The sequence below is a fragment of the Micromonospora sp. NPDC049301 genome, assembly GCF_040678715.1.
GTDB lineage: Bacteria > Actinomycetota > Actinomycetes > Mycobacteriales > Micromonosporaceae > Micromonospora.
The window spans coordinates 35,039-47,159 of record NZ_JBFAQO010000013.1; the positions used below are offsets into that span (position 1 = coordinate 35,039).

The 12,121-nt window shown below is 72.8% G+C and carries 10 protein-coding genes; 5 read left to right on the top strand and 5 right to left on the bottom strand.

What is annotated here, in order from left to right; all coding sequences use genetic code 11:
• Positions 1 to 68 precede the first annotated feature (68 nt).
• From AB0K07_RS28055 to AB0K07_RS28070, 4 genes are all read left to right on the top strand, one after another.
• Positions 69 to 1,115 (top strand): sugar ABC transporter permease, encoded by a 1,047-nt coding sequence (locus AB0K07_RS28055; protein ID WP_363759660.1) that lies wholly within the window; start codon positions 69 to 71, stop codon positions 1,113 to 1,115.
• Between the two features lies 1 nt (position 1,116).
• Entirely contained in the window at positions 1,117 to 2,085 is a 969-nt protein-coding gene (locus AB0K07_RS28060) for a carbohydrate ABC transporter permease (protein WP_363759663.1), read from the top strand.
• A gap of 68 nt (positions 2,086 to 2,153) precedes the next feature.
• A complete protein-coding gene (locus tag AB0K07_RS28065) occupies positions 2,154 to 3,200 on the top strand; it encodes a LacI family DNA-binding transcriptional regulator (protein ID WP_363759666.1) in 1,047 nt (348 codons plus the stop codon).
• A 91-nt stretch (positions 3,201 to 3,291) separates the two neighbouring features.
• Positions 3,292 to 4,962 carry a glycoside hydrolase family 13 protein gene (locus tag AB0K07_RS28070; RefSeq protein WP_363759813.1) on the top strand — a complete coding sequence of 557 codons (1,671 nt, stop codon included), beginning with the start codon at positions 3,292 to 3,294 and terminating at the stop codon, positions 4,960 to 4,962.
• 134 nt (positions 4,963 to 5,096) lie between these two features.
• On the opposite strand, the gene AB0K07_RS28075 is transcribed toward AB0K07_RS28070, so the two are convergent.
• From AB0K07_RS28075 to xylA, 5 genes are all read right to left on the bottom strand, one after another.
• A complete protein-coding gene (locus AB0K07_RS28075) occupies positions 5,097 to 6,521 on the bottom strand; it encodes an MFS transporter (RefSeq protein ID WP_363759669.1) in 1,425 nt (474 codons plus the stop codon).
• A gap of 57 nt (positions 6,522 to 6,578) precedes the next feature.
• Complete coding sequence (locus AB0K07_RS28080; RefSeq protein WP_363759672.1) at positions 6,579 to 7,454, bottom strand: hypothetical protein; 876 nt, start codon at positions 7,452 to 7,454, stop codon at positions 6,579 to 6,581.
• A gap of 75 nt (positions 7,455 to 7,529) precedes the next feature.
• Positions 7,530 to 7,922, bottom strand: coding sequence for a hypothetical protein (locus AB0K07_RS28085; protein WP_363759675.1), 393 nt, complete (start codon positions 7,920 to 7,922; stop codon positions 7,530 to 7,532).
• 167 nt (positions 7,923 to 8,089) lie between these two features.
• Positions 8,090 to 9,520 carry a xylulokinase gene (gene xylB, locus AB0K07_RS28090; protein ID WP_363759678.1) on the bottom strand — a complete coding sequence of 477 codons (1,431 nt, stop codon included), beginning with the start codon at positions 9,518 to 9,520 and terminating at the stop codon, positions 8,090 to 8,092.
• Positions 9,521 to 9,528: 8 nt separating this feature from the next.
• Positions 9,529 to 10,716 (bottom strand): xylose isomerase, encoded by a 1,188-nt coding sequence (gene xylA, locus AB0K07_RS28095; RefSeq protein WP_363759681.1) that lies wholly within the window; start codon positions 10,714 to 10,716, stop codon positions 9,529 to 9,531.
• A gap of 77 nt (positions 10,717 to 10,793) precedes the next feature.
• Between xylA and AB0K07_RS28100 the strand changes: the two genes are divergently transcribed.
• Positions 10,794 to 12,032, top strand: coding sequence for an ROK family transcriptional regulator (locus AB0K07_RS28100; RefSeq protein ID WP_363759684.1), 1,239 nt, complete (start codon positions 10,794 to 10,796; stop codon positions 12,030 to 12,032).
• Positions 12,033 to 12,121: the final 89 nt, after the last annotated feature.

The following is a 12,121-nucleotide window of genomic DNA, read 5'->3' on the forward strand; positions in this document are numbered from 1 at the left end:
TCCCGGCGATGGCCCGGCCCGTTCGCGGGCCGGGCCATCGACCGAGGCGGACCTGAGAGGGAGGGTTGATGGAGTTCGACTTCGCCGATCAGCAGCCGAAGCTCCTCATGCTGATGTACGGGCTGGTCGCCTTCGTGGTGGTGGTGGGCGGTCTGCTCCTGCTGCTCGACGTCGTGCCGGCCTGGTTCGCCCGGCGACGTGAGGCTCAGCTCGTCGCCGCGTCCGCGAGCGGGGCGCCGATCACCCGACGGCCCAGGCAGCGGGAGGGTCTCTTCGGCCTGTTCTTCCTGTTGCCGACGCTGCTGCTGCTCACCGTCGGCCTGGTCGTGCCGGCCATCCGCACCACGCTGCTGTCCCTGATGAACTCGGACAGCACCGACTGGGTGGGGCTGCGCAACTACGGCTGGATGTTCTCCGACGGTTCGATCGTCCGGGTCCTGATCAACACCCTGGTCTGGGTGCTCCTGGTCCCGCTGGTGGCGACCTCGTTCGGCCTGATCTACGCCATCCTGGTGGACAAGGCCCGGTTCGAGGCCGTGGCGAAGTCCCTGATCTTCCTGCCGATGGCCATCTCCTTCGTCGGCGCCAGCATCATCTGGAAGTTCGTCTACGCCTACCGTGGCGAGGGCGACCAGATCGGCCTGCTCAACCAGATCGTGGTCAGCCTCGGCGGCGAGCCGAAGCAGTGGCTGCTGGAATCACCGCTGAACACGCTGCTGCTGATCGTCATCATGATCTGGATCCAGGCCGGTTTCGCCATGGTGGTGCTCTCCGCCGCGATCAAGGCGATCCCCGGCGACATCGTGGAGGCCGCCCGGCTCGACGGGGTCAGCCCGTGGCAGATGTTCTGGCGGATCACCATGCCGAGCATCCGGCCGGCGCTGATCGTCGTGGTGGTGACGCTCACGATCGCCACGCTCAAGGTCTTCGACATCGTCCGGACCGCGACCAACGGCAACTACGACACCAGCGTGATCGCCAGCGAGATGTACAACCAGGCGTTCCGGTACGGCCAGAACGGGCAGGGCTCCGCCCTCGCGGTCTTCCTCTTCGTCCTGGTCATCCCGGTCGTGATCTACCAGATCCGCAACCTCCGTCAGCAGCGGGAGGGCTGAGATGACGACCGCAACGCCCACCGTCGCCGCCGGCACGCAGAAGACCGACAGCACCCCGTCCAGCACCGCCGGGCGGGTCCGCAAGCGGTTGAACAGCCGCACCGCGACGCTCGTCTCGATCGTCATCGCGGTGGTCTGGACCATCCCGACCTTCGGCCTGCTCGTCTCCTCCCTCCGGCCGGAGGACGAGATCAAGACGACCGGCTGGTGGACGGCCTTCACCAACCCGCAGTTCACGCTGGAGAACTACCAGCAGGTCCTGTTCGGGCAGTCGTCGTCCTCCGGGCAGCTCGCCGGGTCCTTCATCAACTCCCTGGCGATCACCATCCCGTCGGTGCTCTTCCCGCTCGCCTTCGCGTCCCTGGCCGCGTACGCGCTGGCCTGGATCAACTTCCGCGGCCGGGACTGGCTCTACATCGCGATCTTCGCGCTGCAGATCGTGCCGTTGCAGATGGCCCTGGTGCCGCTGCTGAAGTTCTTCTCCACCGGTGTCACCCTCGGCGGCGTCACCCTGATGCCGGCCTGGGATCTGGTCGACGAACAGAAGTTCGCCCAGGTGTGGTTCGCGCACACCTGCTTCGCGCTCCCGTTCGCCGTCTTCCTGCTGCACAACTTCATCTCGCAACTGCCGGGCGACCTGATGGAGGCGGCCCGGGTCGACGGGGCCAGCCACCCGAAGATCTTCCGCACCATCGTGCTGCCGCTGATCACTCCGGCGCTGGCGGCGTTCGGCATCTTCCAGTTCCTGTGGGTCTGGAACGACCTGCTGGTCGCGCTGATCTTCGCTGGCGGCGGCGACGAGACCGCCCCGCTCACCGTTCAGCTCGCCGAGATGGCCGGCACCCGAGGAAACGAATGGCAGCGGCTGACCGCCGGAGCGTTCGTCTCCATCGTCGTACCGCTCATCGTGTTCCTGTCCCTGCAGCGCTTCTTCGTGCGAGGTCTGCTCGCCGGCAGCGTCAAGGGCTGACCCGCGCGCCCACCGCCGCCCGGCCCCTTGGGCGGCGGCGGGCGCGCCGGGCACCGAGCGGGGGAACCGTGACGAAAATTGATGATGTGGCCCGGTTGGCGGGGGTCTCCACGGCCACCGTCTCGCGGGCGCTGCGCGGGCTGCCGACGGTCTCGGCCGCCACCCGGCGCCGGGTTCTCGCCGCCGCCGAGCAGCTCGACTACGAGGTCTCGCCGAGCGCGTCCCGGCTCGCCGGTGGCCGCACCGGCACGGTCGCCGTCGTGGTCCCCCGGATCACCCGGTGGTTCTTCAGCACGGTCGTGGAGGCGGTCGAGGAATACCTCCACGAGTCCGGCTACGACCTGCTGCTCTACAACCTGGGCGGCCGGGAGCAGGTCCGCCAGCGGGTGCTGCGCACCGCCAACCTGCACAAGCGGGTGGACGCCATCATGCTGGTCGCCACCCCGCTGCGCCCGGCCGACCTGACCGCGCTTGCCGCCCTGGATCTGCCCGGCGTGACCATCAGCTCGGGGAGCAGGGTGCCCAACTGGCCGTGCGTGCGGATCGACGACGTGGCTGCCGCCCGTACCGCCACCCGGCACCTGCTCGACCTCGGCCACCGCCGGATCGCGCACATCTCCGGCGACCCCGACGACGAGCTGGCCTTCACCACCCACCTGGACCGACGCCGGGGCTATCAGGAGGAGCTGCGGGCCGCCGGTATGCGACCCGACCCGAGCCTGGACGTCGAGTCGACCTTCACCATCGACGGCGGCAACCGGGCGGCCTCCGAGCTGCTGGCCCGGGGCGAGCCTCCGACCGCGATCCTCGCGGCCTGCGACGAGATGGCGATGGGTGCGATGACCGCGCTGCGCGACGCCGGGCTGCGCGTACCGCAGGACGTCAGCGTGATCGGCATCGACGACCACGACCTGGCCGGCGTGCTCGGGCTCAGCACCATCGCCCAGCCCGCCGCCGAGCAGGGCCGGTTGGCCGCCCGGATGCTGCTGGACCCGCTCGGGGTTCGGAGCCTCAGTCCGATCGTCGGGCAGCGGACCGGCGGCTGCCACACCCCGGTGATCCTGCCCACTCGGCTGGTGGTCCGGGACTCGACCGCACCGCCCCGGGCACACTGACTCCAACCATCCGCCGCCGGCCGGCGCTGGCGGCGACGCGGCCGGCAGCAGCATCCGGCAGTCCACCCACGGCTCGACACGGGAGACGACCCTGAACACCGACCCGACGCAGCAGACCACCTCCGGTGACCCGATCACCGGCTGGTGGACCGAAGCCGCCATCTACCAGATCTACCCCCGCTCGTTCGCCGACTCCGACGGAGACGGCGTGGGCGACCTCCCGGGCATCACCGCCCGCCTCGACCACCTCGTCGAGCTGGGCGTGGACGCGGTGTGGCTCTCCCCGTTCTACCCGTCGCCGCAGGCCGACGCCGGCTACGACGTGGCCGACTACCGGGACGTCGACCCGCTGTTCGGCACCCTTGCCGACGCGGACAAGCTGATCGCCGAGGCCCGCTCCCGCGGCCTGCGGGTGATCGTCGACCTGGTCCCGAACCACACCTCCTCGGCGCACCGTTGGTTCCAGGCGGCGCTGGCGGCGGCACCGGGCAGCCCGGAGCGGTCCCGGTACATCTTCCGCGACGGCCTCGGCCCGGCCGGCGACCAGCCGCCGAACGACTGGCAGAGCGTCTTCGGCGGCCCGGCCTGGACCCGGACGGTCGACCCGGACGGCCGCCCCGGCCAGTGGTACCTGCACCTGTTCGACACCGGGCAGCCGGACCTCAACTGGGACAACCCGGAGGTGCACGCCGAGTTCCTGGACGTGCTGCGGTTCTGGCTGGACCGTGGGGTGGACGGCTTCCGGGTCGACGTGGCGCACGGTCTGGTCAAGCAGGCCGACCTGGCCGACTGGCAGGAGCCGCAGGAGATCCTGTCCGGCAACGAGGTGGACAAGCCGCGCCCCCCGATGTGGGACCAGGAGGGCGTGCACGAGATCTACCGTCAGTGGCGGCAGGTCCTGGACAGCTACCCCGGCGAGCGGGTGCTGGTCGCCGAGGCGTGGGTGGAGCCGGCCGAGCGGCTGGCCCGCTACGTCCGCCGGGACGAGATGCACCAGGCGTTCAACTTCGAGTACCTGCTCGCCGCCTGGACCGCGCCCGCCCAGTACGCCGTGATCACCCGCTCGCTGGAGGCGACCGACTCGGTCGGCGCACCGACCACCTGGGTGCTGTCCAACCACGACGTGGTGCGGCACGCCTCCCGCCTCGGCCTGCCGATCGGCACCGTCCGGCCCAACGGCATCGGCATCGGTGACCCGCAGCCGGACGCCGCGCTCGGCCTCCGCCGGGCCCGGGCCGCGACCCTGCTGATGCTCGCCCTGCCCGGCTCGGCCTACCTCTACCAGGGCGAGGAGCTGGGCCTGCCCGAGCACACCACGCTGCCCGACGAGGCCCGGCAGGACCCGACCTGGGCCCGCAGCGGGCACACCCAGCGCGGCCGGGACGGGTGCCGGGTGCCGATCCCGTGGGAGGCCGACGCGCCGTCGTACGGCTTCGGGCCGTCCGACGCCAGCTGGCTGCCGCAGCCCCCGATGTGGGCGGAGTACGCGCTGGACCGGCAGCGCGACGTGCCCGGCTCGACGTACGAGCTGTACCGCACGGCGTTGCGGCTGCGCCGCGCCCACGGGTTGGGCCGCGGGACGCTGGAGTGGCTGTCCTCCGGCGACGAGGTGCTGACCTTCCGCAACGGTGACCTGACCGTGCTGACCAACTTCGGCGACGCCCCGGTGCCGGTGCCGGCCGGCGCCGAACTGCTCGCCGCCAGCGCACCGCTGGACGACGACGCGGTCCCGGCCGACGTGACGGTCTGGGTGCGCGCCTGATCCCGAGCGGCCAGTCCCCGCCCGAACCGTCCTCCGGGGGGCGGCGGGGACTGGCCGGCCCCTTTGGAGCTGATGTCGCAGACGACTCAGGCCCCTACATCCTGAAGTTGCGGGCGCCGAGACGGCGGGGCCGGTCAGAGGCGGTCGGCGCGGGCGTGCAGGAGGTCGTGCACGTTCTCGATGTCGGCCGGTGAGGTCCGCGAGGCGAGCCAGTACATGATGCCGGTGGGAATGAAGAAGAGCTGGAACGCGGCCAGCCCGACGGCGTAGTTCAGCGGCGGCGGGAACGCCGCCCTCAGCCCCTGGAACGCCGCCCCGACCAACCCGTTGCCGGCCGCCCGGCCGACACCGTTGACCAGGTTGCCCAGGCTGTACACGGTGCCCCGGTGCTCCGGCGGGTTCACGTCGGCGATCAGCGCGAACCAGTTCGGCGAGTTGGCCGAGGTCAGCGCGAGCGCCACCACGGCGGTGAGCAGGCTCAGCCCGACCGACGGTTCGGTGAACACACTGGACAGCACCGCGCCGATCACCGCGCCGCCGCTGGCGCCGTCCGGCACGTCGATGGTCACCGGCACGAAGAACAGCACCAGGTAGAACGGGAGCGCGGCGAGGATGCCGACCGCGGCGACCAGTGCCCGGCCCCGGGGGGTACGCCGCTGCACCGCGTCGCCGATCAACCCGCCGACGATGGAGAGCACCCCGCCGAGCTGGAACAGCGTGGCGAAGACGCTGCCCACCACCACCGCGGTCGCCTCCGAGTAGCCCTGCGCCTCGGCCCGCTCGGCGAAGAGCACCGGGAGCCAGACCAGCGAGCCGAAGGCGGCCTGCGCGGTCAGGCCCTGCAGGATCAGCCACCGGTTGGTCCGCCGGGCCAGGATCCGCGGCAGGTCGGCGCGGCTGATCCGGTAGTCGTACTCGGCACCCTCGTGCAGCGCGGGGGCCAGCTCCGGCTCGCTCTGCCCGCGCCGGATGTCGTAGGTGAACAGGTAGGCCAGGGTGGCGGCCAGGCCCACGCCGGTCAGCACCAGGAACGGCCGCCGCCAGTCGGTCGCGCCGAGCAGCCCGCCGACCAGCGTGCCGGCCAGCGTGCCGACGCCCTGGGAGAGGCCCCAGAAGCTCATGACCAGCCCTCGCCGGGTCGGCGAGATCAGGTCGGTGACGACCGAGAAGCCCACCGAGCCGACCGCGCCGAGGCCGATCGCCGCGACCAGCTGTGCGACCAGGAACGTCAGGTACCCGTCGGCGAGCGCGCTGCCTCCGGTGCCCGCCGCCCAGATCAGCGTGCCCACCATGAGCACGGGCTTGCGGTTGGTGCGGTCTCCGACGTACGCCCAGCCGACCGCGGCCACCGCGCTGACCAAAAAGCTGACCGCGGTGACCAGGCCGAGCAACCGCCCCGACACGGCGAACGCGTCGGCGATCGGCCCGTACAGCGGTGGGACCAGCCCGATCGCCACGTTGTCCAGCGAGGCGAGCAGCACGAACACCACGACGCTGTACAACCGGTGCGCCGGGCCGCCGCCACGGGCCCGCCGGGGCCCGGCACTGGTCACGGTCATGACCGGCAGCCAACCAGACCGCGCCGGCGACGTCGTCACGCGGGTGGGTGCCGCCGGTCAGCCGCCACCGGCTCCCACCCGTGCCAGGTGCTCCCGGTAGACCACCTGGTAGCTGTCGTCGTACGCCCACTGGCATGGTTCCACCTGCCGGGCCTCGGCGATCTCCCGCTGTTGCAACCGCTTCAGCTCGGCCAGGTCCGCGGCGCCGAAGACGTCGGCCAGCCGGAGCGCGGAGCTGTCCCGCCCGGCCTGCTCGGCGGCGAGGGCCGCCCGCTCGAAGCCGTCGCGGTACCGCTCCGCGGCCTGGGAGAGCACCAGGGAACGGCTGTCCGCGCTGGAGAACCCCTTCGCCTCGATGCACCGGGTGCGTTCCGCCGCGGCCCGGACCACTCGGGGATCCCTGTCCACGGCGGCCAGGATCTCGTCCCTGCGGTCGCTCTCCTCGTCGGTCATCGCGATGGTGTCGACGTGCGGGGCGGGGCCGAACTGCTGCCGGGCGTCGCGCCGGCAGGACGCCAGCCGGGCCTGGTAGCTCTTGCGGCGCTCGGCCGTCATCTGGCGCAGCGCCGTCAGGTTGGGATCGACGCGGCGGACGCCCGGTGGCAGGTAGTCGATCAGGGTGGTGAGGCCGTAGCCATACCGCTCGGCGAACTCCTCCCGGCTCACCCCGAGCGCTATCCGGCGGTCCACCGCCCACTGGTCGACGTACGGCTGGTAGGTGAGGCCGCCGTCGGCCATGCAGCGGACCAGCGAGTCGTTGACCCGCCGCCAGTAGTCCATCGCCTCGTCGTAGTCGTCGTCGCCCCGGTCCAGGGTGAGCGTCAGCTCCCGGGCCACCCCGGCGGGGTCGGCCCGCCGGGCCGGTTCTCCGCCGCCGCAGCCCGAGAGGACCAGCGCCACGGCGACCAGGAGCAGCAGGCGTCCGCGCATCATCCGTACCTCGCTATCCGCACCGCACGAAGCCAGCCGCCGCCGCGACCGGAGCGGTCGCGGCGGCGGGGCGGGCCGTCAGTAGCCGACGTTCAGGTATTCGGGGCTCAGCGCGCCGGTGGCGGTGAGCTTCCCGCGGAAGTTGGAGTCGTAGATGCTGTCGCCGCGCGTGTCCCGGTAGGTGTACCGGTAGCCGGCCGAGTCGCAGCTGGTGCCGAACGTGCCGACCAGCGAGGGGTCGTAGTAGAGCACCGCGACGCACGAGCCGTCGCTGTAGGTGTCCCGGATCCGGCCGTAGTAGACGCCGTTGCCCTCGCAGGTCTCGGTCGACTGCGCCTCCTCGATGCCGACCACCCGGCCACCGATGCTGATCTGCTGCTGCTTCGGGGACTCGACGCACTTGGCCTGAGCCGGGGATGCCCCGGCGACGACGGTGAGCAGCGCCCCGACCAGCACGGCGGGTGCGGCCATCGCGGCCGTTCTTCTGATACGTGAGACAGGTTCCACACATCCTCCTCGGGGAGAAGCCGGAACCGGAATTCTACTGATCACCATCGATGGAAACAGTCCCACGTGTGTCGGTTCCCGTAACGGAGCCGTCACGATCTGAAAGACGGTGATCGATGGCCGCCCCGACGTCACCGCCGATCCAGGATCAACCCCCGAGCGGCGGCGTACTGGTCACGGACGGCGGGCACGGGCTCCGCGGCGTACTCCTCGGTGCCCTGAACCGTCCACCGCGGCGGCGCGTCGCCGCCCAGGGCGACCCAGGCGGCCTGCCGGGCGGCGCCGTCGGCGACGTACTCCCCCGCCGGCGGGACGACCACCGGGCAGCCGAAGACCTGCGGTGCGATCCGGCGCACGGCGGCCGACCGGGCCCCGCCGCCGACCAGGATGACCCGGCGGACGGTGGCGCCCTGCGCGGTCAACGCGTCCAGGCCGTCGGCGAGCGCGCAGAGCATGCCCTCCACGGCGGCCCGGGCCAGGTGCGCCGGTGTCGAGGTCCGCAGGGTCAGCCCGTGCACCGCGCCGGTGGCCAGCGGACGGTTCGGCGTCCGCTCACCCTCCAGGTAGGGCACCATGACCAGCCCGTCCGCCCCGGCCGGCGCGGAGAGCGCCAGCTCGGCCAGCTCGTCCAGCCCGACCCCGAGCATCGCGGCGGCGGCATCCAGCACCCGGGCCGCGTTGAGCGTGCAGACCAGCGGCAGGAACCGGCCGGCCGCGTCGGCGAAACCGGCGACCGCGCCACTCTCGTCGGCCGCCGCCACGTCGGCGACGCTGAACACCGTGCCGGAGGTGCCGATCGAGACCACCACGTCACCCGGACCGGCACCGACACCGAGCGCGGCGGCGGCGTTGTCCCCGGTGCCGGCGCCGAGCAGCGCACCGCCCGGCCCATTCAGCCCTCCGGCCGGCAGGGTGCCGGCCGACTCGGCGGGGCCGAGCACCTCGGGCACCGTCAACCGACGGCCGAAGGCACGCTCCAGCAGGTCCAGCCGGTAGGCACCCGTGGCGGGCGACCAGTAGCCGGTGCCGCTGGCGTCACCCCGGTCCGTCCGCAGCGCGGACAGCCCCGGCGCACCGGCCAGCCGCCACGTCAGCCAGTCGTGCGGCAGGCAGACGGCGGCCACCCGGGCGGCCAGCTCCGGCTCGTGCCGGGCCAGCCAACGCAGCTTGGTGATGGTGAAGCTGGCCACCGGAACGCTGCCGGTGGCCTCCGCCCAGAACCGGCGCCCCGCCGCGCCGCCGCCGGCCTCCGCAACGAGGTCGGCGGCGGCGTCGGCGGAGCGGGTGTCGTTCCACAGCAGCGCCGGGCGGACCACCCGGCCGTCCTCGTCGAGGCAGACCATGCCGTGCTGCTGGCCGGCGACGGAGACCGCCGCTACGTCGGCCAGCCCGCCGGCCTGGTCGGCGGCGCCTTGCAGCGCCTGCCACCAGGCTTCCGGGTCGACCTCGGTGCCGTCCGGGTGCGGCGCCCGGCCCTGCCGGAGCAGGGCGCCGGTCTCCGCGTCCCGGATCACCACCTTGCAGGACTGTGTGGACGAGTCGACGCCCGCGACCAGCGGCATGGCGGGCCTCAGCGGGCGCCGAGCAGGTGCTCGACGGCGAGCTGGTTGAGCCGGACGAAGGCGAAGCCCCGGGCGGCGGCCGCGTCGACGTCGAACTCCTCGAACGCGGACCGGTCGGCGAGGATGCCGTCGTAGCCCTCGCCCGGGTTCAGGGTCGGGGTGCTCAGCTCGCCGACCTTGCTGGCGGCCAGCGCCTCGATCACCTCGGGGTCGGCGCGGAACGCGGCGGCCCGCTCCTTGAGCAGCAGGTACGTGCTCATGTTGGCCGCCGCCGACGCCCACACCCCGTCCATGTCCTCGGTGCGGGAGGGCTTGTAGTCGAAGTGCCGGGGGCCGTCGTAGGTCGGCCCGCCGTTCGGGCCGCCGTTCTCCAGAAGGTCCACCAGGGCGAACGCGTTCATCAGGTCACCGTGGCCGAAGACCAGGTCCTGGTCGTACTTGATGCCGCGCTGGCCGTTGAGGTCCAGGTGGAACAGCTTGCCCTGCCAGAGCGCCTGGGCGATGCCGTGGGCGTAGTTGAGCCCGGCCATCTGCTCGTGGCCGACCTCCGGGTTGAGACCGACCAGCTCCGGGTGGGCCAGCTGGGAGATGAAGGCGAGCGCGTGCCCGACCGTCGGCAGCAGGATGTCGCCGCGCGGCTCGTTGGGCTTGGGCTCCAGCGCGAAGCGCAGGTTGTAGCCGCGGTCGATGACGTACTGGGTGAGCAGGTCGACCGCCTCGCGGTAGCGGTCCAGCGCGGCGCGGACGTCCTTGGCGACGTCGTACTCCGAGCCCTCCCGGCCGCCCCACATCACGAACGTGCTGGCGCCCAGCTCGGCGGCCAGGTCGACGTTGCGCAGCACCTTGCGCAGCGCGTACCGGCGGACGTCCCGGTCGTTGCTGGTGAAGCCGCCGTCCTTGAAGACCGGGTGGGTGAAGAGGTTCGTGGTGACCATCGGCACGACCAGGCCGGTCTCGTCGAGGGCCTTGCGGAACCGGGCGATGTGCTGGTCGCGGGTCGCGGCGTCGACCCCGAACGGGACCAGGTCGTCGTCGTGGAAGGTGATCCCGTACGCGCCCAGCTCGGCGAGCCGGTTCACCGCCTCGACCGGGTCCAGCTCCGGACGGGTCGCGTCACCGAACGGGTCACGGGCCTGCCAGCCCACGGTCCAGAGCCCGAAGGAGAACTTGTCGGCGGGGGTGGGACGGGGTGCCATGGGGGCCTCCGGGGTGGTGTCGTCCACTATTTGTTCAACCATTGAATTATTTGCGCGGCCTATGGCACTGTCAAGGGGTGAGCCTCACCAACGCTCCGGCCGGCGCCGTCCGTCAGGGCAGCCTGCGCGAGCTCAACCTCGCCCTCGTGCTCGGCCGGATCGCCGCCGCCGACCGTCCCCCGTCCCGGGCCGACCTCGCCACGGCGACCGGCCTCACCCGGGCCACCGTCTCCGCGGTGGTCGAGGACCTGCTGGCCGGCCGGCTGGTCGGCGAGGCCGACCCGGCGCCCCGGGCCGGCGCCGGCCGCCCCGCCCGGGGTCTGGTGCTGGCCGACCAGGGGCCGGCCGGGCTCGGCCTGGAGGTCAACGTCGACTACCTGGCGGTCTGCGTGGTGGATCTCGCCGGTCAGGTCCGGCACCACACCGTGCAACGGGCCGACCTGCGGCCGGTGGCGCCGGCCGAGGCACTCGCCCGACTGGTCGAGCTGGCCGGGCAGGCCCGCGCGGACGCCGCCCGGCAGGGCCTCACCCTGGCCGGCGCCGCGCTCGCCGTGCCGGGCCTGGTGGACGGGGCCGGGCTGGTCCGGCTCGCGCCGAACCTCGGCTGGCGCGACGTGCCGGTGCCCGCGCTGCTGGCCGGGCACCCACCGTTGACCGAGCAGGTGCCCGGCGTACCGGCGCTGGTGGTGGACAACGAGGCCAACCTCGCCGCGCTCGGCGAGCTGCACTCCCGGCCACCCGGGCCGGCCAGCTTCCTGCACATCTCCGGCGAGGTCGGCATCGGCGCCGGGATCGTCCTGGACGGAGCGCTGTTCCGCGGCGTACGCGGTTGGAGCGGGGAGATCGGGCACCTCCCGGTCCACCCGGAGGGCCGTCCGTGCCGCTGCGGCGGGCAGGGCTGCCTGGAGCAGTACGCCGGCCAGGAGGCGATCGTGGCCGCCGCCGGGCTGGCCCGGGCGGAACTTCCCGCGGACACCGCGACCGCCCGGCTGGCCGAGCTGGCCGAGGCCGGCGACGCCGACGCGCTACGGGCGCTGCACGAGGCCGGGACGGCACTCGGTGTCGCGGTGGCCGGCGTGGTCAACCTGCTGGACCTGGACACCGTCGTGCTCGGCGGTGGGTACGCCCCCCTGTCGCCCTGGCTGTGCCCGCCGGTGCTCGCCGAGATCGCCAGCCGGGTGCTCACCGCCGCCTGGTCACCGGTCACGGTCCGGCCGGCGACGCTCGGCGCGGAGGCCGCCGCGGTGGGCGCGGCCGGCTCGGTGGTACGCCAGATCGTCGCCCGACCCGCCGGCTGGCTGGCCCGCTCCGGCTGACCGGGCTCTCCCTGCGGGGGCTCGGTACGCTTGCCCTGAGGCAACGATCCCCGGGCGAGGAGTCCACGAACAGCATGTGCACAGGTCGT

Coding starts and splice junctions, on each gene's coding strand:
- AB0K07_RS28055 (WP_363759660.1), top strand. CDS start 69: ATGGAGTTCGACTTCGCCGATCAGCAGCCGAAGCTCCTCATGCTGATG.
- AB0K07_RS28060 (WP_363759663.1), top strand. CDS start 1,117: ATGACGACCGCAACGCCCACCGTCGCCGCCGGCACGCAGAAGACCGAC.
- AB0K07_RS28075 (WP_363759669.1), bottom strand. CDS start 6,521: ATGACCGTGACCAGTGCCGGGCCCCGGCGGGCCCGTGGCGGCGGCCCG.
- AB0K07_RS28080 (WP_363759672.1), bottom strand. CDS start 7,454: ATGATGCGCGGACGCCTGCTGCTCCTGGTCGCCGTGGCGCTGGTCCTC.
- AB0K07_RS28085 (WP_363759675.1), bottom strand. CDS start 7,922: ATGGCCGCACCCGCCGTGCTGGTCGGGGCGCTGCTCACCGTCGTCGCC.
- xylB (WP_363759678.1), bottom strand. CDS start 9,520: ATGCCGCTGGTCGCGGGCGTCGACTCGTCCACACAGTCCTGCAAGGTG.
- xylA (WP_363759681.1), bottom strand. CDS start 10,716: ATGGCACCCCGTCCCACCCCCGCCGACAAGTTCTCCTTCGGGCTCTGG.